Genomic DNA, 21659 nt, shown 5'->3' with positions numbered 1-21659 from the left:
GATGGCGTGGTTTCCCAAGGTTTTTGCTGCGTGTACGGCTGCCGCCGTAATCGTCGGGATGACGGCCTGCGCCGACGAATCCGCCGGTCCCGCAGGCGGTGGCACCGACGCGTTGAGCATCTCGGCCACCGGCGTCGACAGCCTGCCGTTCATGGCGATCCTGCAGGTCGGGATCGACAAGGGCTGGTTCAAGGAACAGGGCCTCAACGTCGATCTCTACTCGGGCGGCGGCGGCGGGAACACCCTGCGGGTCGTCACCAGCGGCGATGCGGATATGGCCATCGCGGGCAACAGCTCGGTCATTCTCGCTGCACGGCAACCGAATTCGAAGCTCAAGGTCGTTGCGCCGTGGTTCCAGATGAACGACTTCTCGTGGATCTCCCCGCCCGGACGGAAACTCGAAGGGGCCACCCTCGGCTTCAGTTCGGCGGGATCCTCGACCGAACTGATCGTCAAGGGTCTGGAACGCAAGCTCAACGTCAAGTCGCAGGCGGTCGGCCCGATGGGGGACAACTGGACCGCGGCCAAGGCCGGCCAGATCACGGCCGGGTGGGCCATGCAGCCGTTCATCGCGGCCAAGCAGGCCTCGGATCACGCTGAGGTACTGGTGAATTCGCGCGACGTCGTCGGCGACCTGCCCGCCGACCTGGTCGCGGTCAACACCGATTATGCCGAGAAGAACCCGGACAACATCCGCGACTTCTTCACTGTCGTCAACCGACTCAACGAGTGGCTGGTCGCCAACCCGGACGACGCCGCGGCGACCATCGCACCGCTCGTCGGGGTCAGTCCCGAGGTGATGAAGTCGGCGTTCAAGAGCAACCCGGACCTGGCCAAGGGATACACCCTGACGGTCGACACCGCAGGCCTGACCAACCTGTCGGAGTTGATGGTGGGTGCCGGTCAGATCTCGCAGCCCATCGACTGGGCCGCCACGCTCGACCAGCAGTACCTGCCCGACGCCGCGCGGGCGAAGTTCTGAACCAGACAGCCAGCTAGCGGAAGAGGCGCACCCATGGATCATGACGGCATCCGGATCGAGGACGTATCCGTCGTCTTCGACGCCCCTGCAGGCAAAGTCACGGCGGTAACCGACATCACCCAGCACGTACCGCACTCCAGCTTCGTGTCCATCGTCGGGCCGAGCGGATGCGGTAAATCCACGCTGCTGGCGGTGATCTCGGGGTTGCAGAAAGCCTCCACGGGCCAGGTGCGGGTCGCCGGTAAACCGGTGGCCGGGCCTGATCCCACGATCGGTGTGGTGTTCCAAGAAGATTCGACACTGCCATGGCGCACCGTCGAGGAGAACGTGGCCTTCGCGATGGAGATGATCGGCACCGACAAGGCCGCCCGTCGTCAGCGCGCGAAGGACGCCATCGAACTCGTGGGCCTGGGCGGCTTCGAAAAGTCTTATCCTTCGATGCTTTCCGGCGGCATGCGGCAACGGGTCGCGCTGGCCCGCACACTCGCCGTGCAGCCCGAAGTGGTGCTCATGGACGAGCCGTTCGCCGCGCTCGACCAGCAGACCCGGCTGTTCCTCGGCGCCGAGGTCCGCCAGATCTGGGCCCGCACCCACCAGACCATCGTGTTCGTGACCCACGACATCTCCGAAGCCATCCTGCTGTCCCAGCAGGTGTGGGTGATGTCGTACCGGCCGGGGTCGATCATCGACGTCGTCGACATCGACCTGCCCGACGAACGCGACGCAGGCATGGTCTCCACGCCCGAGTTCAACAAGCTGCAGAACCGGATCTGGACTTCGCTGCAGGCCGAATCGATGCGCGGGTTCAAGCAGCAGGAGGCCGCCACCGCGTGACGACTTCCTATGTGGCACAAGACGACCTGCCCACCGAGACGATGACACCCGATCCCGGCCGGCCGCATCCCGCGCGGCGCGGACGCAGGCTGGGCAACTTCGCGTTGAGCGGCATCTCGACCGTCGTGCTGATCGTCGCGTTCCTGGTGTTCGCCGAGATCGGTGCCAAGGCCGGGTGGTGGAGCGATCGCGTCCTGCCCGCACCGTCGGTGATCCTGGCCGAGTTGGGCCGGCTGCTGGGGCAACCGCAGTTCTGGGACGACGCCGCCCGTACCGGTGTCGAGGTGGCGTTCTCGATCGTGTTCGGCAGCCTGTTGGGTTTCGCGGCGGGCCTGGTCTTCTGGAAAGTGCCCGCGGTGGGGCGGATCTTCGAGCCGTACCTGGTCTCGTTCTATGCGGTGCCGCTCGTGCTGTTCTATCCGGTGATGATCGTCCTGGTCGGCATCAACGCCACGTCGGTGATCATCCTGGCGACCGTCATGGCGGCGATTCCGATGGCACTCAACACCGCGGTCGGGCTCAACTCGATGCCGCCGGTGTACCTCAAACTGGCCCGTTCCCTCAAGGCTTCCCCACGACAGACCCTGTTCGCGATCGCGATTCCCGCGGCAGGGCCGTTCATCGTCGCAGGACTGCGGCTCGCGGTGGTCTACGCGTTGATCGGCACCATCGCGATGGAGTTCACCACCGCGCAGGCCGGCCTGGGGTACCGCATCCGCTACCTGTACGAGATCTTCGACAACAACGAGATGTTCGCCTACATCGCCGTGGTGCTGGTGCTCTCGTGCATCCTCACCGTGCTGCTGGCCCTGGTGGAACGCATCCTGCTGCGGGGGAGGAACCGATGACCTCGACCGTGGAGAAGACCACGGCGCCAACGAAGACCGGGTCGACGACGCGGCGATTGCGTGCGCTGTTGGGCAACCAGGCGCTGGGTGCCACATTGCTCGCGGTGGTGGTGGCGATCGTGTGGGAGGTGTTCTCCGACCTCACGTTCGTGATCCCGTCACCCGTCCAGACCATGGGCGTGCTGATCGGCAACCTCTCGGACCCGGCGTACCTGTTCGATCTGCGGGTCACCGCGCAATCGGTGTTCCTGGCTTTCGTCATCGGAACCGCGATCGGCGGGGGCCTGGGGCTGGTGTTGGGGCTTTCGGAGCGGCTGCGGGTGCTCTTCGAACCAATGCTGATCATGCTCAACGGCATTCCGAAGATCGTGCTGTACCCGGTGCTGCTGCCGATCTTCAGCCTGACCGGGTCCAAGGTCGTCATGGGTGTGCTGTTTGCGTTGTTCCCGGTGCTTATCAACGTGTCCACCGGTGTTCAGCAGATCCCGCGGGTCTACTGGAAACTCGGCCGGTCGGTACGTGCCAACGCGTGGCAGATGCTGGTGCACATCATCATTCCGGCGATCAGGCGTCCCCTGCTGACCGGCATTCGGCTCGCGGTGAGCCTGGCGGTGGTCGGCGTGGTGCTCTCGGAGTTCTTCGCCACCCGGCGGGGCTTGGGCCGGGTGGTGTTGCAGGCCTACAGCCACGGTGACTACCCGTCCATGGTCGCCACGATCATGCTGCTGATCACGATCTCGTTCGGCATCTCGATTGCGTTGTGGCAGTGGGAGAAACGACTCCATTGAGGCCGGGCTACATCGGCAGTTCGGTGCTGCGCCGCGAGGACGAGCGGCTGCTGGGCGGACACGGGCAGTTCGTCGCCGATCACGCCGCGGGCGCGCACCACGTGGTGTTCGTGCGCTCCAGCGAGCCGCACGCCGCGATCACCCGGATCGACGCGGCCGCCGCGACGCGGATGCCCGGTGTGGTTGGCGTTTTCACCGCCGCCGACCTGGGGCTGCGCGGCGTGGCCATCCCGAGCCTGACCACGCCGGATCCTCAGTTCACTGCCGCCACCGGGTGTGTCCTGGCCGAACAGCGGCTGCCGATTCTCGCGTCCGATCGCGTGCACTATGTCGGCCAGCCGATCGCCGTCGTGGTCGCCGAGGACCGGTACTGCGCCGAAGATGCATCGGAAGCCGTCGAGGTCGACTACGAGGCCCTGCCGGCGGTCACCGATCCGGTGGCAGCGCTCGAGCCCGGAAGCCCGGTGTTGTTCGACCACCTCGACGGCAACGAAGCGGCCCGGCTGCGGTACTCGTTCGGTGATCCCGAGCGCGCATTCGCCGCTGCCGCCCACGTGGTCACCGGCACCTACCGGATGAATCGGCACGGGGCCGTTCCGCTGGAATGCCGGGGCGTGCTCGCGCATTTCGACCCGCGGCGGCGGCGCGTCGAGCTCACCACGTCGACCCAGGTTCCGCACATGGTGCGCAATGCCATCTGCGCCGTGACCGGCTGGTCCCCTCAGGACATCAAGGTGTCGGTGCCCGACGTCGGTGGCGGTTTCGGCACCAAGGCCAACGTGTACGGCGAGGAGATTCTGCTCGCGTTGCTGGCCCGACGCACGGGGCACCGGGTGATCTGGGTCGAGGACCGTCAGGAGCATCTGGTCGCCAGCGCGCAGGGTCGCGATCAGATTCACCGCACCCGGCTGGCATTCGACTCCGAAGGCCACATCCTGGCCTGGGCCGACGATTTCGTCGTGGACATCGGCGCCGGAAGTCTCTGGGTCGCAGGCATCATCGCCAATACGGCGATTCACCTGCTCGGCCCGTACCGCATACCGGCGGCCGACATCTCCGGGAGAGCCGCGCTGACCAACAAGACCTTGGTGGCGCAGTACCGCGGTGCGGGCCGCCCCGAGGCGACGTTCGCACTCGAACGCAGCCTCGACGCCGCGGCTGCCCAACTGGGCTTGTCGACCGACGAGATCAGGCGGCGCAATCTGCTCACCGACGCGGACCTGCCCTATGCGCGGCCCATCCCGTACCGGGACGGCGTGCCGATCAGCTACGACGGCCGCGACTACCGTGCGTGCCTGGAGTCGGTGCTCGATTCGCTGCCGCGGGATGAGATGACCCGTTGTGCGGCAACACATCCGCAGTACCGCATCGGTTACGGGCTGTCCTGTTACCTGGAGGCGACGGGTCGCGGCCCACACGAGACGGCGCGGATCCGGCTGCTGCCCGACGGGCGGTTCGAGGTGACCGCCGGTGCGGCGTCCGCGGGCCAGGGCCACGAAACGGTATTCGCCCAGGTGGCCGCCGAAGCGTTGGCGGTGCCCATGGAGCAGGTCTGTTACGTCCCCGGCGATACCGAGCGGTTACCCGACGGGGTCGGCACGTTCGCCAGCCGCTCGGCGATCCTGGCCGGTTCGGCCGTGCACAAGGCCGCCGGCGAACTCGGCGCTTTGGCCACCGGGCGAGCTGCGCGGCTGGCCGGCGCCGACGAATCCGACGTCCAATACGCCGACGGCCGATTCCATGTGGCGGCAGAGCATTCCGTGAGCTGGTCCGAACTGGCCCGTGCTGCTCTCGGCGGCGCGCCGGGTGGTGGCGCACTCGACGTGACGGCCGTGTACCGGGTGCCGACCGTGACCTGGACTATGGGTGCGCACGCTGTGATCGTCGGAGTGCACCCGCGCACCGGCATCGTCAAGGTGCTGCGCTATGCGGTGTCGCACGAAGGCGGCCGCGAGATCAACCCGAAGATCGTCGAGGGACAGATCATCGGTGGGGTCGCTCAGGGTGTGGGTGGGGCGCTGTTCGAGCAATGGCGGTATTCGCCGTCAGGCCAGCCGCAGTCGACCACGTTCGCCGCCTACCATTTGCCGCTCAGCACCGATATGCCGCGCGTGCGGGTACGGCACCTGCACGTCGACACCCCGTGCAATCCGATCGGCGTGCGGGGTGCGGGGGAGAGCGGCACCATCGCGGTCTACTCGGCGGTGGCCTGTGCGGTCGACGACGCCGTCGGTGGCGGGTTGCACGTCAACTGCACCCCGATCTCGACAGACGAGGTGTTCCGGGCCCTGGAGGCATCGTGAAACCCGCTGCGTTCGAGTACTTTCGCCCCGACACGGTCGGCGAGGCGCTGGACCTGCTCGCCACCCACCCGGACGCCAAGCTCATGGCGGGTGGACAGTCGCTGATGGCGCTGATGAATCTGCGGCTGGCCCGGCCGAGCGTCATCGTGGACATCGGCAGGCTTGCGGAGCTCACCCGGATCTTCGACGACACCGACGATCTGATCCTCGGTGCCCTGGTCACTCACCGCACCGTCGAGGTGGACCCGCTGATCGCCGCGCGGGCCCCGCTGCTCGCCGACGCCGCACGCTACATCGGCCACGTCGGCATCCGTAACCGCGGCACCATCGGCGGATCGGTGGCCCACGCCGACCCTGCAGCCGAAATGCCGCTCGCGACATTGGTTCTCGGAGCAACGTTTCACATTGATTCCGCATCCCGTGGGCGCCGGCAGATCCCGGCCGAGGACATGTTCGTGTCGTTCTACACCAACGCACTGGAACCCGACGAGATCATCACCTGGATCTCGGTGCCCGCGACCCGCGCCGGTCAGGGCCGGGGTTTCGTCGAATACGCCCACCAGCACGGCGATTACGGACTCGCGGGAGCCGGCTGTGTGCTCGATGTCGGAGCTGACGGGCGCATCGCGGCGGTCCGGTGCGCGGTGCTCAGCGCCGCCGACCGGCCACTGCTGTTCACGGCGGACGACGTTGTCGGTGAACGACCGTCGGACCGGATGTGGGATGCCCTTGCGGCCCGCTGGGCCCGCGCGACCGAGCCGTCAGCTGAGGATCCCGAATACGCCCGCAGGCTGTGTGAGGCCGCGGTGCGCCAATCGCTTGCCGCCGCGCACGAGCGGGCCGGCAACCAGGAGGGCAATCCCGATGCAGAGCACTGACACCGTCAAACCCGCTACAGGCGTGACCATCTCAGTGGTGGTCAACGGGCGGCTCGTACAGCGCACGGTGCCGCCGCGGTTGACGCTGGCCGATTTCCTGCGCGACGAGTTGGGGTTGACCGGCACGCATCTCGGCTGCGAACACGGTGTGTGCGGCGCCTGCTCGGTGTTCGTCGACGGCCGCAGCGCGCGCACCTGCCTCATGTTGGCCGTGCAGGTCGACGGGCTGCGGGTGACCACCGTGGAAGGCCTCGACGAGTTCGAGGAGACCCGGCGGCTACGGCAGGCGTTCTCCGAACGCGGCGGTTTGCAGTGCGGTTTCTGCACGCCCGGATTCCTGGTCACCGCGGTGGAACTGCTGCGCGACCCGAACACCGAGAAGCCAGTGACCGAGGACTCGGTCCGGGAAGCCTTGTCGGGCAACATCTGTCGCTGCACCGGATATCAGGGCATCGTGCAGGCGGTGCTGGACGCCGCAGACCAGTCGGGATGATGCCGGCCGGTCGTCTGCGCGCACCGGAACTGCTGCGTCCGGTTGGCTCCAGCCGGTGGGGCATGGGGATGGTCCTCGCGCTCGCGCTGGGCGCCATACTCCTCGTCCCGGCCATGGCCGGCCACGCCGAATCGGGTTCGGCCGTGGCACTCGGGTTCGTCCTGACCGCAGTGCCCGAGCTGCCCACCACATGTCGTGCGGCGGCACAGACGATGGGTGTGCGGGCCGCGACCGTGGTGCTCTGTGGCGTGATCGTCGTGCTGAGCACGCCGTACCCCGCGGTTCTGCTGGCGGTGACCGTCGCCGCGGCCATGTTCGGCGCATTGGTAGCCCGGGTGGGCGCCACCGCCGGATTGGCCGTGGTGCTGCTCGCGATCGATGTGAACGGTGCCCGTGGCCTCAGCGCGCTGTGGCCCTATGCGCTGGGCGCGGCCGTCGTGTTCGCGGCGTGGGCGGTCTGGTTCGGCTTCGCGCGCCGTCGCGTTGATGAACACGAGGCTCCTCGAGCGGCTCCCAGCATGGAGCACGCGCTGCGCGTCGGTGTGGCCGTCGGGGTCGCGGCGTCGGCCGTCACGCTTCTTCCCGTCGACCTGGTGGGCGGGCACTGGCTGGTCACCAGCGTGCTGCTGACCATTCAGCCAACCCGATCGCAGACCGGAAAGCGGCTGGCGCAACGGCTTTCGGGCAACGCGGTGGGGGCGGTGATCGCTGCGCTGTTGCTCGGAGCCCAGGCACCCGCGCCGGTCACGGTCGGCGCGACGGTCGTGCTCTTCATGCTGGCGATGGCTCTGCGTCCGGTCAACTACACGTGGTGGGCGATCACCGGACCGCCCGTATTGCTGGTCGTCAGTGAGTACCCCCGACTGTTCCCCTGGTACGAGGGCGGCATCCGACTCGCGATGAATCTCGCCGGTGCGGTGATCGTCGCGGTGGTGGTCTTCGCGATCCCGACGCTGGTTCGGGTCTACCGGCGACGGTAGCGGGCCTGTACCCAGCTTCGATTATCGGATAGTGTATACAAAATCCAAACTGATTCGGGAGGTTGCGTGACCACGCTGCTCGTGGAGGACATCGGTCTCCTGGTGCACGGCGATGCCACAACGAAACCGCTGCGGGACACCACGCTGCTGATCGAGGACGGACGCATCGCCTGTATCGGTGTCGACCATCCCCGCGCCGACCGCGTGCTCTCGGCCGGCGGACTGACCGTGATGCCCGGCCTGGTCGACGGTCACGTGCACCCGACATTCGGCGAATGGACGCCTGCGCAGAATTCGATCGGATGGATCGGCAACTACCTGCACGGCGGTACCACTTCGATGGTGTCGGCCGGCGAATTACACATCCCCGGACTCGATTTCGGAGCGCTCACACCTGAACTCGTGCTGAGCATCGCGATCACGTCCAAGCACACCACCGGTCGGGCCCGGCCGTCCGGCGTCAAAATCAACGCGGGAACCGTCCTGCTCGTACCGGGCATGACCGAAGAACACTTCGACCGGGCCCACCGCGAAGGTATCGACCAGCTCAAGTTCATCTTCTACGACTGGAACCGGTTGGGCGACGGTGAAGCCCAGCGCTACGTCGAGTGGGCGCACCAACGCGGTATGACCGTCAAGATGCATTCGGGCGGGGTGTCGCGGTCGGGTTCGAGCCGGGTCGCAGGCCGCGACGTGGTGGCCGCTGTGCGCCCCGACATCGTCGGCCACATCTCGGGCGGCCCCATCCCGCCGCCCGACGAGGACATCGTGGCCATCATCGCCGACGTGCCCACCGCCCACATCGAGGTGTGCAGCTCGATGAACTTCCGGGCCACCAAGCTGGTCGCCGAGCAACTGTCGGCCCGCGGCGAGCTTGGGCGGCTGACGCTGGGCACCGACACCCCCGGCGGCACCGGCGTCATACCGCGGGGCATGTTGCGCAACATCTGTTTCCTCGCGTCGGTGTGCGGTGTCGACCCCGTGGCGGCCGTGGCCGCGGCCACCGGGCAGACCGCCAAGGCGCACGGCCTGGATACCGGCGTCGTCGCCGAGGGGGCGCCCGCCGACCTGCTGGTGCTCGGCCCGGTCACCGGCTCGACTGCGGGAGACGCACTGGAGTGCTTCGCACTCGGCGATCTGCCGGGTATCGCGACCGTGCTCGTCGACGGCGTACCGCTGGTGCCCACCCGTAGTCAACAGACCCCACCGCCGAGCCGCTCCGTCAGCTGGCGCGGCGAAGCGGCGGCACCGGCTGCTGCACCTGCCCGCGTCACCGGATGCTGCTGAACCGTTAAGGAGTCCAAACCTATGGCACAAACCGCTGTCTCCCAAGGCCTTTCGGCCGGGATGAGCGCCGATGCGCTCATCGGCATCGATGCCCTGCTCAGTGCCGAGGAGCGTGAGATCCGCGACACGGTCCGTTCCGTGGTGCACCGCAGGATCAGTCCGCACATCGCCACCTGGTATGAGGATGGCGACCTGCCCGCCCGTGAGCTGGCCGTCGAACTCGGCGAACTCGGGCTCCTCGGCATGCATCTCAAGGGCTACGGCTGCGCGGGCACCTCGGCCGTGGCCTACGGCCTGGCCTGCCTCGAACTCGAAGCCGGCGATTCGGGGATCCGCTCACTGGTCAGTGTGCAGGGATCCTTGGCGATGTACGCGATCTACGCGTTCGGCAGCGACGACCAGAAAGAGCAGTGGCTGCCCGACATGGCGACCGGCCACCGCATCGGCTGCTTCGGCCTGACCGAACCCGACCATGGCTCGAATCCGTCGGGGATGCGGACGCGGGCGACGCGTTCGGGTGACGACTGGATCCTCACCGGGACCAAGATGTGGATCACCAACGGCTCGGTGGCCGACGTCGCTGTCGTGTGGGCGCGGACCGACGACGGCATCCGCGGTTTCGTCGTGCCCACCGACACACCGGGATTCACCGCCAACACCATCAAATCCAAGATGTCCCTGCGCGCTTCGGTGACCAGTGAACTGGTGCTCGACGGTGTCCGGCTGCCCGACAGTGCCCGGCTGCCCGGCGCGACGGGTCTCGGCGCGCCGTTGCGGTGCCTGGGCGAGGCCCGGTTCGGGATCGTGTTCGGCGCGCTCGGCGCCGCGAGGGACTGCCTGCAGACCGCACTCGGGTACGCCCGCTCGCGCGAACAGTTCGGCCGCCCGATCGGCGGTTTTCAGCTCACGCAGCAGAAGCTCGCCGACATGACGCTCGAATACGGCAAGGGCTTCCTGCTGGCGCTGCACCTGGGCCGCCGCAAGGACGCCGGTGACCTCCTCCCTGAGCAGGTCAGCGTCGGCAAGCTCAACAACGTGCGCGAGGCAATCGAGATCGCCCGAACGTCGCGCACCATCCTCGGGGCCAGCGGCATCACTGGCGAGTACCCCGTCATGCGGCACGCCAACAACCTCGAATCGGTACTGACCTACGAGGGCACCAGCGAGATGCATAGTCTGATCGTCGGGCAGGCACTCACCGGAGTCGGCGCGTTCCGCTGAGACCCGCCGCGAGCGCTAGGAGGCCAGGTGGCTAGTTCCAAACAAGAGGCCGTCGATTCATACTTCGCCACGACCGTCTCGGCGCTGGCCGGGCCCGGCGCCGAGACGTGGCCCGATACGTCGGCGCTGACCGTGCCGAAGGCATTGGCGCTCTTCGACGCCCAACTCGCGAGCCGTCACCTCGACCTGGCTGCGCGGTGGTTACGGTCGCAGGGCAAGGGCTTCTACACCATCGGTTCGTCGGGGCACGAAGGTAACGCAGCCGTCGCGGCCGCACTTCGGCCCACGGACCCGGCCCTGCTGCACTACCGGTCCGGTGGCTTCTACCTGGCCCGCGCTGCGCAGGTGGACGGGTCCGATCCGGTGCGTGATGTGCTGTTGGGCCTGGTCGCGGCCACCGAGGAACCCATATCGGGTGGGCGGCACAAGGTGTTCGGCCACCGCGACCTCAACGTCATCCCGCAGACGTCCACCATCGCGTCGCATCTGCCGCGCGCGGTGGGCGTGGCGTTTTCGATCGCTCGGGCCCGCAAACTCGACGTGCCCTGCGCCTGGCCCGACGACGCCGTGACCGTGTGCAGTTTCGGCGACGCGTCGGCGAACCACTCGACCGCAGTCGGCGCCATCAACGCCGCGCTGCATGCCTCGTACCAAGGTCTGCCCATGCCGCTGCTGTTCGTATGCGAGGACAACGGCATCGGTATCAGCACCAAGACACCGCGCGGCTGGGTGGCCCGCAGCTACGCGGGCCGGGAGGGTCTGCAGTACTTCGCCGGTGACGGCTGCGACTTGGCCGATGCCTACGACACCGCGCTGGCCGCGGCGGACTGGGTGCGCAGCCATCGCAAACCCGCATTCCTGCACCTGAGCACCGTGCGGCTGATGGGTCACGCCGGTTCCGACTACGAGCCTGCCTACCGCAAACCCGACGAGATCACCGCCGATTTCGATCGGGACCCCGTGCTGGCCACCGCGAAACTCCTTGTCCGACACGGTGTCCTGAGTCCGCAGCAGGTGATCGAGCGCTACGAGGCCGTGCGTGCCGAGGTGATCGACCTGGCCCGCGAGGTCAGCGAATCGCCGCAACTCGACAGTGCCGCGGCGGTGGCGCGGCCGCTGCGCGACACTCTCGACGAAGCCAAGGCCGTCTCGGTCGTCGCGCCCGGACCGGCGGCCGACGGGCTGACCCTGGCGTTGGCGATCAACCGCGCCCTCAAGGATGTGCTGGCCCGATACCCGGAAGCGATGGTGTTCGGCGAGGACGTCGCGCGCAAGGGGGGCGTCTACGGCGTGACCCGCGGCCTGCAGGGCAGCGCGGGCCCCGCGCGGGTGTTCGACACACTGCTCGACGAACAGACCATCCTGGGCCTGGCGCTCGGCGCCGGGGTGTCGGGTCTGCTGCCCATCCCCGAAATCCAGTACCTGGCCTACCTGCACAACGCGGCCGACCAGATCCGCGGTGAGGGTGCCACCCTGCAGTTCTTCTCCGACCGGCAGTACCGCAACCCGATGGTCGTGCGCATCGCGGGCTACGGCTACCAGAAGGGCTTCGGCGGGCACTTCCACAACGACAATTCGATCGCGGCCATCCGGGACATCCCCGGGGTGGTCATCGCGACCCCTGCCCGCCCCGACGATGCGGCCGCCATGCTGCACACGTGCGTGGCGGCGGCGAAAACGGCAGGCGCGGTGTGCCTTTACCTCGAACCGATCGCGCTGTATCACACCAAAGATCTGTATGCCGACGGCGACGGGGAATGGCTCGCATCCTATCCGACCGAGGCCGTACCGGTCGGGCGCGCCCGCACCTACGGCGACGGCCGCGACCTCACGGTCCTCACCTTCGGCAACGGCCTGTGGATGAGCCTGCGGGTGGCCCGTCGGCTCGCCGATCATGACATCACCGTGCGCGTGGTCGACCTGCGCTGGCTGGCGCCGCTGCCCGTCGACGACATGCTGCGGGAGGCCGAGGCGACGGGCCATGTGCTCATCGTCGACGAGACCCGCGAAACCGGGGGAGTCGGCGAAGGCGTGCTGGCCGAGCTGCTCGCGCACGGGTACTCCGGAAAAGTGGCGCGGGTGGCCAGCATTGACAGCTTCATCCCGCTGGGTGACGCCGCGCTGCGGGTGCTGCTCTCCGAGGACACCATCGAGGCGGCAGCGCTGAAGCTCGTGGGCCACCGCGCTTGATAGCTTGACCGGATGGTCGAACCTGCAACGCCGGATCTTATTGGCTCCTCGCGTGCGCCGGGCATGCTGGCCGGAGTTCGGGTCATCGAGATCTCGAGTTTCGTCGCGGTGCCGCTGGCCGGTATGACGCTTGCGCAACTGGGCGCCGAGGTGGTCCGGGTCGACCCGATCGGCGGTGCAGCCGACTATCACCGCTGGCCCGTCACCGAAGGCGGTGAGAGCATCTACTGGGCCGGGCTGAACAAGAGCAAGCGTTCGGTGGCCGCGGACATGCGCTCAGCCGAAGGGCAACGGCTCGTGCAGCAACTGATCATCGAGGCCGGTGTGCTGATCACCAATGTGACTGGACGGCAATGGCATTCGTACAACGAGCTGGTGGCGGCCCGGCCCGACCTGATCCACGTCGAGGTGTCAGGGCAGACCGACGGTGGCACCGCCGTGGATTACACCGTCAACGCGGGGGTCGGGTTCCCGTTGGTGACCGGGCCGGCGCAACTCGCGGAACCGGTCAATCACGTCCTGCCCGCGTGGGACATCAGCTGCGGGCTCTACGTCGCGCTGGCCGTCAGTGTTGCGCTGCGTCACCGCGACGCCACCGGCGAGGGCGCCCGGATCAGCATCCCGTTGGAGAATGTCGCGCTGGCAACGGCGGGCAACCTGGGGTTTCTCACCGAGGTGATGATCAACGGGACCGAACGCGCGCGGCTCGGCAACAGCCTTTACGGCACCTATGGGCAGAACTTCACCAGCAGCGACGGGGTGGCATTCATGCTCGTCGCACTCACCGGCCGGCACTTCCGCGACCTCACCGAGGTCACGGGCACCACGAAAGCCGTTGCGGCACTGGCTGAAGCGTTGGGCGCCGACTTCTCCGACGAGGGCCAGCGCTACACCCACCGCAACGCGTTGACAGGGCTGTTCACCCTGTGGTTCAGCCAGCGCACGGCCGAGGAGATCGCCGCGGCTTTGTCGTCGACCTCGGTGCTGTGGGAGCGCTACCGTAGCTTCGCCGAGGTCGCCACCGATCCCCGCGTGACGGCCAACCCGCTGTTCACACCGCTGGACCAACCGCGGGTCGGGCAATACCTGGCGCCGGGGCTGCCGATGGCGATCGACGGAGCGTACTCGCCCGCGGCGCCCGCGCCCGCCGTCGGCGACGACACCGCAGCAGTGCTGGCCGAACACCTCGGTCTCGATGCTGGCGAGATCGCGGCGCTGGCTGAATCAGGAACTGTCGCAACGGGTTCGATCAAGTGAGCACACTGCTGAAGTTGCTCGACGTGCGCGCCGACGGCGACGGATACCTCGGCGAGAGCATCGGGCCGGACGGCAAACGCGCGTATGGCGGGCAACTGGCCGCCCAGAGTCTGGCCGCGGCCTGCTGGAGCGTCGAGGCCGACCGGTCGCCGACCAACATGCACGTGCAGTTCCTGCGGGCAGGCGATGCGGGAGCACCCGTGCACTACCGGGTGCAGCGGCTGTACGACGGCCGGACGGCGGCCGCTCGTCGGGTCGAGTCCTATCAGAACGACCGGCTCCTGACGGCGGCGACGGTGTCCTTCGCGACCGAGCTCGCGGGGCCGGAACACGGTCACACGTCGCTGCCGGGCGATCCGGAGGCGTTGGAACACACCGGACCGCCCGGGCCCGCTCCGTCACTGCCGTTGGGGGAGTTCGATATCCGTGTCGACGACACCGGTGCGGGCGACGCGTTCGTGCGCAGGTTCTGGTGGCGCGTCACCACCGAGCTGCCCGCGGATCCCCGACTGCACGCGCTCGTCGCGGTCTACATCACCGACCTGTACGGCATCGACCCGGTGTTGGCCGTCCACGGACACAGCATGCGGTCGCGCGCGTTCCGCAGCGGCACCACGGATTCCTCGATCTGGTTTCATCGCCCGGTGCGTGCCGATCGGTGGAACCTGCTCGAGGCACGCTCACCGGCCGCCGCGCGTGGTCGCGGTATCGCCACCGCAAGCCTCATCGGGTCGGACGGTTCAGTGGCCGCCACACTCGTGCAGGAGGGGCTGGCCGCCGACCGCCCGGCGCAGTGATGGGCTCGCGGATCAGCCGACGATCAGGTTCAGTACACCGAGGTCGCAATCCTCGAGGTCGTCGATGGCGATGTCGGGCTCGATGTCGGGAAGGAATACGCCTCTTCTGGCCGTCTCGGTGATGCCGACCGGCCGCTGAGGGTTTTTGCCGGCGTAGTCGTCGACGTATTCGGCGACACCGAGTGCCTGTGCCACCCGCTGGGCGTAGGCGGGGCCTCCGCCGCTCCACACGACGATCTTGGTGTTCTTGAACTGCGACAGCGTGATCAACAGCGTCCTGATGTGGTCGGCCGGCGCGATGGTCCGCTGGTCGGTGCTCTTGAGAAGCGTTCCATCGCAATCGAAGGCAATGACGATTTCTTTCACGGTGCGATATTGCCGTACTCGCTCCGGTCATCATCAATACTTGAAGCAACCATTACAGTGAGGCATGGCTCGATCGATCGACCATGCGAAGCGGGAGGAATTGCTCGCCTCTGCCGGCGCCGTGCTCGCCCGCACGGGGTTGACCGAGACCTCGCTCCGATCGCTCGCCACGGAGATGGGCACCAGTGCCCGCATGCTGGTGTACTACTTCGGCAGCAAAGAGCAATTGACTCTCGAAGTGCTCAATCGCCAGCAACGGGCTGCGATACCCGAGACCCACGATGTGGATCTACCCGTCTCGGTCGCGGCACACCGGCAGTGGTGCATGAAGGACTGGCACGCGTGCACGCGCGGCGAGCGCAGCGACACCTTGCGGGTCGTCCTCCAGGTTTTCGGCGCCGCGTGCGGACGGGACAGCCCGTACCGCGAATACACCTGGGAGACACTGTCACTGCTCACGCGGAACTCTCAGGCCCGGCTGGAGGCGCTCGGTATGCCCACACACATCGCCGAAACCCGGTCACGCATCGCGTTGGCCGCTTTTCAGGGGTTGATCATCGAGTACTTCACGGCCGACGACACCGCATACGTCGATGACACGTTCGTGCGCTTCGTCGACGAGTTCTTGTTGGCGCCGTTCGGATCTGACGAATAGGACCGCACGTGTCGGGTATTGACCAGTCAGCACTGGACATCTTCATGAACATGCCGCTGGGATGAGCCGGTGCACACATTGCCGTGTCGGGCACCGCCCGTCCGGTGCGATGCTTGACGGGTGGATTCTGCAGGGCGTGTGCTGTGACCGGACCCGATGACCCTCGGGCCGGCATGGCCGGGCCCGTCGAACCGCCCGCTGTCCCATACCCCTACGACTGGCAGGAACAGCATCCATACCACTGGCGGCAACACCCGCCGAAGCCCGTGCCCGGGCAGAGCCAAGGTGTGCTCGCGGTGCGGATCGTCGCGGCGGTGTTCGGTGGGATTGCCGCAGTGCCATGGCTACTGATGGTGTGGATGGTCCTCTCGTCGGCATTCGCCACGAACCCGGCGCGGGACCCACACGGTTACGGCATGATCTTCGGGTTCCTCGCGTACCTGCCACTGAGCGTTGTCTGCGCGGTGTTGCTGCCCCTAGCGCTGCCAAAACGACTGTGGTGGCGCGGTTTCGCGGTGTCAGCGGTGCTTCTCGTCGGGATCACCGGCCTGCTGATACTGGCGATCGACCACGCCTAAACGGCGTAGGGCTCCTGAAGCGGATCCGGCGTAGAGTCGGCACCGATGCCTGCCTTCGCCGACCTGGATCTGGAGAACGCCTACTTTCAGAACTACGACGCGGTCATGGCGCAATGGCGGGTTCCGGTCGAGACCGTCGATGTGTCCGGACGGTACGGCACCACTCGGATCACATCGGCCGGACCGGCATCGGCACCCCCGCTGGTGCTGCTGCACGGCCTCGGCGCCACATCTGCGATGTGGTATTCGATCGTGGGGGCATTGGCAGGCGATTCCCGGGTGCGAGCTGTGGACATCATGGGTGAACCGGGCCGCAGTCGGCACACCGGCGCTCCGATCGACACCGTCGACGAGATGGTGGCTTGGCTCGCAGAGACTTTCGACCTGCTGGACCTTCCACCAGCCGACCTGTGCGGCCACTCGTTCGGCGGGCACCTCGCGCTGAGATTCACTCTCGCGCATCCAACCCGGGTGCGGCGGCTGGTCCTTCTCGATCCGGTTCTCGCGTTCGCTCCGTTGCCTGCCGAGTTCGCCGAGTTCGCCCAAAACCGCGACGTCCATCCGACTTTCGAGAATGCGCGGGCGATGTTTGCACCGGGCGTTTCGGGTAGCGGGCCGGCGCGCGAGGCATATCTGGACCTGCTCGCGCACGGGGCGGCGCACTTCCCGGCCTCGCCCGTCCCGACGCCCGAATTGCCCGATGCGCTGCCGGCTCTGCCGGTTCCTACCCTGGTCGTGCTGGCGGGAGGCAGCGCCGTGCACGATCCGGAAGCCGCGGCACAGGCAGCGCAGGAGGCCGGGGCGCGAACCGCGGTGGTGCCGGGCGTGGGACACGGTCTGGTTACCGACGCTCCCGGCTCGGTGGCCGACTTGATCGGCGACCATCTGCACGGTTGACGCAATCCGCCTGTGGATGAAGTACAACTTGGGGATAACTGACCGGCTCTAGACGGAATCTGTCGGACCGTGGTCGCACGCTGTCGACATGACTTCAATGACTCGGGCCGAGATCGGCGCGCTGGGCGAGCAACTGGCGGTGGAGCATCTGGCGGCCGTCGGGCTGCGGGCGTTGGCTCGCAACTGGCGGTGTCGCTACGGCGAACTGGACGTGATCGCCGAGGATGCGGCCAGCGCCACGGTGGTGTTCGTCGAGGTGAAGACCCGCACAGGCGATGGTTACGGCGGGCTGGCTGAGGCGGTGCCCGCGCAGAAAGTGCGCCGGCTGCGCCGGTTGGCAGCGTTGTGGCTGGCCGAGCAGGACCGCAGATGGTCCGACGTCCGCATCGATGTGATCGGCGTGCGTATCGGCCGGCGACGTGAGCCCGAGATCGTTCACCTGCAGGGGGTGGGTTGAAATGAGTTTGGGCAGAGCGTATTCGGTGGCCGTACGGGGCCTCGACGGCGTGATCGTGGAGATCGAGGCCGACATCACCTCCGGCCTTCCCGGCGTGCATCTGGTAGGGCTGCCCGATGCCGCGTTGCAGGAATCCCGGGATCGGGTGCGGGCGGCGATCACCAATTGCGGTGCCAGCTGGCCTATGTCACGCCTCACGTTGGCGTTGTCGCCTGCGACGTTGCGCAAGGTCGGCTCGGCGTACGACCTGGCCCTGGCCAGCGCAGTGTTGTCGGCGCACACCAAGACCGCGTGGGCACGGCTGGAGAAGACGGTGTTGTTGGGCGAACTGTCGTTGGACGGTCGGGTGCGGCCGGTGCACGGGGTGTTGCCCGCGGTGCTGGCGGCCAAGCAGGAGGGGTGGCCGACAGCGGTGGTGCCGGTCGACAACCTCGCCGAGGCGAGCTTGATCGATGGCATCGAGGTGTGGGGCGTGCACAGCCTGGGGCAGCTGATGGCATGGTTCGACAACAAGGCTGAGCTGGCGGCGCGGATCACGGCGGGAGAACGCGTTGCCGAACCGACCGCTGACCTCGCCGACGTGGTCGGCCAGACGCAAGCTCGCTACGCGGTCGAGGTCGCCGCGGCCGGAGCGCACCATCTGATGCTCACGGGACCGCCTGGCACCGGCAAAACCATGCTCGCGCAGCGTCTTCCGGGGCTGCTGCCGCCGTTGTCGCACAGTGAGTCGCTGGAGGTGACGGCGGTTCATTCGGTCGTGGGCCTGCTGGCGAGTGACACTCCGCTGATCACGCGGCCGCCGTTCGTCGCGCCGCACCATACGTCGAGCGTCGCGTCGCTGGTCGGGGGAGGCAGCGGTATGGCACGGCCCGGGGCGGTCAGCCGCGCACATCGCGGAGTGCTGTTCCTCGACGAGTTCGCCGAGATGGGCACCAGTGCGCTGGAGGCGTTGCGAACACCTCTGGAGGACGGTGAGATCCGGCTGGCCCGCCGCGACGGCGTGGCCTGTTATCCAGCCCGTTTCCAACTGGTTCTTGCGGCCAATCCCTGCCCATGTGCGCCACCGAACCCTGCCGACTGCATGTGCTCGGCGCAGGCCAAGCTGCGGTACCGCGGCAAGCTGTCAGGGCCCCTGGTGGATCGGGTGGATCTGCGCGTCGAGCTCAACCCGGTCAGCGCGGGCGTGTTTGTGCCGGACACGGGGGAGTCGAGCGCCGCGGTCCGTGAACGGGTGGCGGTCGCCAGGTTCGCCGCGGAGGAACGATGGCGGCCTCACGGGATCCGCACCAACGCCGAGGTGAGCGGACCACTCCTGCGTCGCGAGTTCAGGTTGTCCCGGGCCACCATGGCGCCGCTGCAGGATGCTCTGGACCGTGGCCTCATCAGCATGCGGGGAGCGGACCGCTGTTTGCGGGTCGCGTGGACCTTGGCGGATTTGGCTGGGCGAACGTCACCGGCGGTAGCAGATGTGGCCACCGCGTTGAGCTTTCGTCAGGCCGGGGTGATGTCATGACCGATGATGAGCGACGGGCGTGGGCGTACCTGTCGCGTGTCGCCGAACCGCCATGCCCAGAGCTGGCTGCCCTGGTGGCACGGTGCGGCGCGGTCGAGGCGGCCGAGCACGTGAAGACCGGCAAGATCGATCAGAAGTGGGCCCATCGGGTCGAGGCGCGCCGCGAGATGGATTGTGCCCAGGCAGATCTCGATATCCTCGACCGGATGGGTGGCCGTTTGATCACCCCTGATGACGAAGAATGGCCGCTGCTGTCGTTCATGGCATTCAACGGGATCAACAATCGGTCTAACGGGCATCCGCCGTTGGTGTTGTGGGCGGCCGGGCCCGTACGCCTGGCCGACGCGGCCGCGCGGGCTGTGGCCATCGTCGGCACCCGCGCGGCCACCGCGTACGGCGAACACGTATCGGCTGAGTTCGCAGCGGGTCTGGCCCGCCGGGACTTCACCGTGGTGTCGGGCGGTGCCTATGGCATCGACGGCGCAGCACATCGCGCCGCGCTGGCCTGTGAAGGCATCACCGTGGCCGTGGTGGCGGGCGGCATCGACAACCCGTACCCGTCGGGCCACAGTGCCTTGTTCCGCCGAATCCGCGACGATTGCTTACTCGTCAGCGAGTACCCGCCGGGTACAGCGCCGGGCCGGCTGCGGTTCCTCACCCGCAACCGGCTGGTGGCTGCGCTGTCGGCTGCGACGGTCGTCGTGGAGGCGGGACTGCGCAGCGGCGCTGCCAGTACCGCGTCGTGGGCCGCAAGACTCGGCAGGCCGGTGTGTGCGGTGCCTGGCCCGGTGACGTCCGCGGCCTCCGCGGGTTGTCATGCGCTGCTGCGGGGCGGGGCCAAACTGGTGACCCGGGCAACCGAGGTTGCCGAATTGGCAGGCCGGATCGGTGAACTCGCCGCCGATGAGCCGCACCCGATCGGCCCGCTTGACGCATTCGGCCCGGACGAGAAGCGGGTCTACGACGCACTGCCCTCGCGCGGTGGCCACACCGTCGACGAGATCGCGGTCGCCGCGGGCGTTCCGGCCCACGCGGTGCTGGGCCCGCTGGCGGTCCTCGAGATCGCCGGGTTGGCGTCGGTCGAGGCCGGGTGTTGGCGGCGGCGCAAACGGCGGAAGTGAGGCGGTGAATGATGAGTTCCCACGCTCGGGCAATCGCGGATATCGTCGCTGCCATGGTGGCTGCCATCACTGCAGACCGGCACGCGTTCGCGATCGGTGTCATCGGCGGGGCGACGACGGTGATCGACTACGGCGGGTTGCGGTTCGTGTCCGATCCGACGTTCGACCCGCCGGGTCCGTTCGGCCCGTATTCCAAGGTCGAGGGTCCCGCGGTGCAACCCGAACAGCTCGGTCCCGTCGATGTGGTGTTGCTCAGTCATGACCTGCACATGGACAACTTCGATTACGCCGGTAGGGATTTCGCCGCCGCGGCTCCGCTCTTGCTGACCGGTGGCCAAGCCGCCGGCCGGCTCGGGGGCAACGCTCGCGGCCTCGACCCGTATGAGTCGACCGCCATCGAATCAACAGATCGCGCGGTGACGGTGTTCGCGGTGCCGGCGCAGCACGGTCCCAGCGACGGCGAGCATGACGAATACGGCAACATCAATACCGAGGTCACCGGTTTCGTCCTGCGCAGCCCTGAATTGCCGACCGTCTACATCAGCGGGGACAACGCGTCGCTCGCCCCGGTGATGGAAATCGCCACCCGGTTCCCGGACATCAGCGTCGGGGTACTGCACATCGGTGCGGCGCGCGTCCCCGCCAAGTTTTCCGGGCGTCCGTTGACCCTCACCTCGGACCGGGCCTCCGACGTCGCTGTCATGCTCGGCTTGTCAGCGGTGATACCGGCACATTGCCAGGGCTGGTCGCTGTACAGCGAAGGCCCGGAGAACGTCCGGAAGTCCTTCGCGGACGCCGGGATTGGGCACTGTCTACGATCCGGAGAACCAGGCATCTGGTCATATGTCGACGGATCTGGCCCCGACCCGTACACCCCAACGGATGCTCAGGGCTCCGTATAGTCGATGAGGTCGGCTAATCAACGGCCGACGATCGAGTTTTTGGAGGCGGTATGGCGGGACGTCCGGTCCACACGTTTGCGGTGGTGCGTCGTGAGCAGGTGACGCCGCACATGGTCAGGGTGATACTCGGTGATGCGGGCCCGGGCACCGGGTTCGATACTTTTTCGCCGAACGAATACACCGACGCCTACGTCAAACTCGTCATCGTGCCCAACGGTGTGGACGTCGGTGCACTGCCGCAGCCGCTGACCCTCGACAGCTTCGCCGAGTTGCCCACCGCGCATCGTCCGACCGTTCGGACCTACACCGTGC

At 67.5% G+C, this 21659-nt stretch carries 22 protein-coding genes; 21 read left to right on the top strand and 1 reads right to left on the bottom strand.

Annotated features, from left to right (window positions below; translation table 11 throughout):
• Position 1 precedes the first annotated feature (1 nt).
• The 13 genes from RMCB_RS26560 to RMCB_RS26500 all read left to right on the top strand — a co-directional run bounded on the left by RMCB_RS26560 (position 2) and on the right by RMCB_RS26500 (position 14858).
• Positions 2 to 982 carry an ABC transporter substrate-binding protein gene (locus RMCB_RS26560; RefSeq protein ID WP_062831153.1) on the top strand — a complete coding sequence of 327 codons (981 nt, stop codon included), beginning with the start codon at positions 2 to 4 and terminating at the stop codon, positions 980 to 982.
• Between the two features lie 33 nt (positions 983 to 1015).
• Positions 1016 to 1816 (top strand): ABC transporter ATP-binding protein, encoded by an 801-nt coding sequence (locus RMCB_RS26555; protein ID WP_062831152.1) that lies wholly within the window; start codon positions 1016 to 1018, stop codon positions 1814 to 1816.
• The gene (locus RMCB_RS26550; RefSeq protein WP_029372074.1) at positions 1813 to 2664 is read left to right on the top strand and encodes an ABC transporter permease; all 852 of its coding nucleotides are present in this window, start codon (positions 1813 to 1815) and stop codon (positions 2662 to 2664) included. The genes RMCB_RS26555 and RMCB_RS26550 overlap by 4 nt, the downstream gene beginning before the upstream one ends.
• Positions 2661 to 3452 (top strand): ABC transporter permease, encoded by a 792-nt coding sequence (locus RMCB_RS26545; RefSeq protein ID WP_062831151.1) that lies wholly within the window; start codon positions 2661 to 2663, stop codon positions 3450 to 3452. The genes RMCB_RS26550 and RMCB_RS26545 overlap by 4 nt, the downstream gene beginning before the upstream one ends.
• Positions 3431 to 5755, top strand: a complete 2325-nt coding sequence (locus RMCB_RS26540; RefSeq protein ID WP_063979677.1) for a xanthine dehydrogenase family protein molybdopterin-binding subunit — start codon at positions 3431 to 3433, stop codon at positions 5753 to 5755. Before RMCB_RS26545 ends, RMCB_RS26540 begins: the two co-directional genes overlap by 22 nt.
• Positions 5752 to 6633: an FAD binding domain-containing protein gene (locus tag RMCB_RS26535; RefSeq protein ID WP_062831150.1), complete on the top strand. Its 882-nt coding sequence runs from the start codon at positions 5752 to 5754 to the stop codon at positions 6631 to 6633. Before RMCB_RS26540 ends, RMCB_RS26535 begins: the two co-directional genes overlap by 4 nt.
• Positions 6620 to 7126, top strand: a complete 507-nt coding sequence (locus RMCB_RS26530) for a (2Fe-2S)-binding protein (RefSeq protein ID WP_062831149.1) — start codon at positions 6620 to 6622, stop codon at positions 7124 to 7126. The genes RMCB_RS26535 and RMCB_RS26530 overlap by 14 nt, the downstream gene beginning before the upstream one ends.
• A complete protein-coding gene (locus RMCB_RS26525; RefSeq protein ID WP_165606331.1) occupies positions 7126 to 8106 on the top strand; it encodes an FUSC family protein in 981 nt (326 codons plus the stop codon). Before RMCB_RS26530 ends, RMCB_RS26525 begins: the two co-directional genes overlap by 1 nt.
• Before the next feature lie 66 nt (positions 8107 to 8172).
• Positions 8173 to 9393: an amidohydrolase family protein gene (locus tag RMCB_RS26520; protein WP_062831147.1), complete on the top strand. Its 1221-nt coding sequence runs from the start codon at positions 8173 to 8175 to the stop codon at positions 9391 to 9393.
• A gap of 21 nt (positions 9394 to 9414) precedes the next feature.
• Positions 9415 to 10614 (top strand): acyl-CoA dehydrogenase family protein, encoded by a 1200-nt coding sequence (locus tag RMCB_RS26515; RefSeq protein WP_062831146.1) that lies wholly within the window; start codon positions 9415 to 9417, stop codon positions 10612 to 10614.
• A gap of 27 nt (positions 10615 to 10641) precedes the next feature.
• Positions 10642 to 12804 carry a dehydrogenase E1 component subunit alpha/beta gene (locus RMCB_RS26510; RefSeq protein ID WP_062831145.1) on the top strand — a complete coding sequence of 721 codons (2163 nt, stop codon included), beginning with the start codon at positions 10642 to 10644 and terminating at the stop codon, positions 12802 to 12804.
• Positions 12805 to 12816: 12 nt separating this feature from the next.
• Positions 12817 to 14061 (top strand): CoA transferase, encoded by a 1245-nt coding sequence (locus RMCB_RS26505; protein ID WP_062831144.1) that lies wholly within the window; start codon positions 12817 to 12819, stop codon positions 14059 to 14061.
• Positions 14058 to 14858, top strand: a complete 801-nt coding sequence (locus RMCB_RS26500) for an acyl-CoA thioesterase (protein ID WP_062831143.1) — start codon at positions 14058 to 14060, stop codon at positions 14856 to 14858. The genes RMCB_RS26505 and RMCB_RS26500 overlap by 4 nt, the downstream gene beginning before the upstream one ends.
• A gap of 12 nt (positions 14859 to 14870) precedes the next feature.
• Here RMCB_RS26500 and RMCB_RS26495 read toward each other — a convergent pair whose 3' ends face one another.
• Positions 14871 to 15224 (bottom strand): HAD family hydrolase, encoded by a 354-nt coding sequence (locus RMCB_RS26495; RefSeq protein ID WP_029372057.1) that lies wholly within the window; start codon positions 15222 to 15224, stop codon positions 14871 to 14873.
• Positions 15225 to 15288: 64 nt separating this feature from the next.
• Here RMCB_RS26495 and RMCB_RS26490 point away from each other — a divergent pair, with 64 nt between their 5' ends.
• The 8 genes from RMCB_RS26490 to RMCB_RS26455 form a co-directional block, all read left to right on the top strand.
• Positions 15289 to 15879, top strand: coding sequence for a TetR/AcrR family transcriptional regulator (locus RMCB_RS26490; RefSeq protein ID WP_062831142.1), 591 nt, complete (start codon positions 15289 to 15291; stop codon positions 15877 to 15879).
• A 143-nt stretch (positions 15880 to 16022) separates the two neighbouring features.
• Positions 16023 to 16457, top strand: a complete 435-nt coding sequence (locus RMCB_RS26485; protein WP_062831141.1) for a hypothetical protein — start codon at positions 16023 to 16025, stop codon at positions 16455 to 16457.
• Positions 16458 to 16502: 45 nt separating this feature from the next.
• Positions 16503 to 17354: an alpha/beta fold hydrolase gene (locus RMCB_RS26480; protein ID WP_062831140.1), complete on the top strand. Its 852-nt coding sequence runs from the start codon at positions 16503 to 16505 to the stop codon at positions 17352 to 17354.
• Between the two features lie 88 nt (positions 17355 to 17442).
• The gene (locus RMCB_RS26475) at positions 17443 to 17811 is read left to right on the top strand and encodes a YraN family protein (protein WP_062831139.1); all 369 of its coding nucleotides are present in this window, start codon (positions 17443 to 17445) and stop codon (positions 17809 to 17811) included.
• Between the two features lies 1 nt (position 17812).
• Positions 17813 to 19324 (top strand): YifB family Mg chelatase-like AAA ATPase, encoded by a 1512-nt coding sequence (locus RMCB_RS26470; protein WP_062831138.1) that lies wholly within the window; start codon positions 17813 to 17815, stop codon positions 19322 to 19324.
• The gene (dprA, locus tag RMCB_RS26465) at positions 19321 to 20445 is read left to right on the top strand and encodes a DNA-processing protein DprA (protein ID WP_062831137.1); all 1125 of its coding nucleotides are present in this window, start codon (positions 19321 to 19323) and stop codon (positions 20443 to 20445) included. Before RMCB_RS26470 ends, dprA begins: the two co-directional genes overlap by 4 nt.
• A gap of 11 nt (positions 20446 to 20456) precedes the next feature.
• Positions 20457 to 21347: an MBL fold metallo-hydrolase gene (locus RMCB_RS26460; protein WP_234792254.1), complete on the top strand. Its 891-nt coding sequence runs from the start codon at positions 20457 to 20459 to the stop codon at positions 21345 to 21347.
• Between the two features lie 50 nt (positions 21348 to 21397).
• Positions 21398 to 21659 (top strand): siderophore-interacting protein (locus tag RMCB_RS26455; protein WP_201028356.1); only part of this gene is annotated, 262 nt, incomplete at its 3' end.

The organism is Mycolicibacterium brisbanense (assembly GCF_001570425.1).
Lineage (GTDB): Bacteria > Actinomycetota > Actinomycetes > Mycobacteriales > Mycobacteriaceae > Mycobacterium > Mycobacterium brisbanense.
Note: the sequence above shows the minus strand (reverse complement) of the source record. Positions and strands in the feature narration are given on the sequence as shown.

Coding starts and splice junctions, on each gene's coding strand:
- RMCB_RS26470 (WP_062831138.1), top strand. CDS start 17,813: ATGAGTTTGGGCAGAGCGTATTCGGTGGCCGTACGGGGCCTCGACGGC.
- RMCB_RS26460 (WP_234792254.1), top strand. CDS start 20,457: ATGAGTTCCCACGCTCGGGCAATCGCGGATATCGTCGCTGCCATGGTG.
- RMCB_RS26505 (WP_062831144.1), top strand. CDS start 12,817: ATGGTCGAACCTGCAACGCCGGATCTTATTGGCTCCTCGCGTGCGCCG.
- dprA (WP_062831137.1), top strand. CDS start 19,321: ATGACCGATGATGAGCGACGGGCGTGGGCGTACCTGTCGCGTGTCGCC.
- RMCB_RS26475 (WP_062831139.1), top strand. CDS start 17,443: ATGACTTCAATGACTCGGGCCGAGATCGGCGCGCTGGGCGAGCAACTG.
- RMCB_RS26525 (WP_165606331.1), top strand. CDS start 7,126: ATGCCGGCCGGTCGTCTGCGCGCACCGGAACTGCTGCGTCCGGTTGGC.
- RMCB_RS26560 (WP_062831153.1), top strand. CDS start 2: ATGGCGTGGTTTCCCAAGGTTTTTGCTGCGTGTACGGCTGCCGCCGTA.
- RMCB_RS26555 (WP_062831152.1), top strand. CDS start 1,016: ATGGATCATGACGGCATCCGGATCGAGGACGTATCCGTCGTCTTCGAC.
- RMCB_RS26490 (WP_062831142.1), top strand. CDS start 15,289: ATGGCTCGATCGATCGACCATGCGAAGCGGGAGGAATTGCTCGCCTCT.
- RMCB_RS26545 (WP_062831151.1), top strand. CDS start 2,661: ATGACCTCGACCGTGGAGAAGACCACGGCGCCAACGAAGACCGGGTCG.
- RMCB_RS26515 (WP_062831146.1), top strand. CDS start 9,415: ATGGCACAAACCGCTGTCTCCCAAGGCCTTTCGGCCGGGATGAGCGCC.
- RMCB_RS26530 (WP_062831149.1), top strand. CDS start 6,620: ATGCAGAGCACTGACACCGTCAAACCCGCTACAGGCGTGACCATCTCA.
- RMCB_RS26480 (WP_062831140.1), top strand. CDS start 16,503: ATGCCTGCCTTCGCCGACCTGGATCTGGAGAACGCCTACTTTCAGAAC.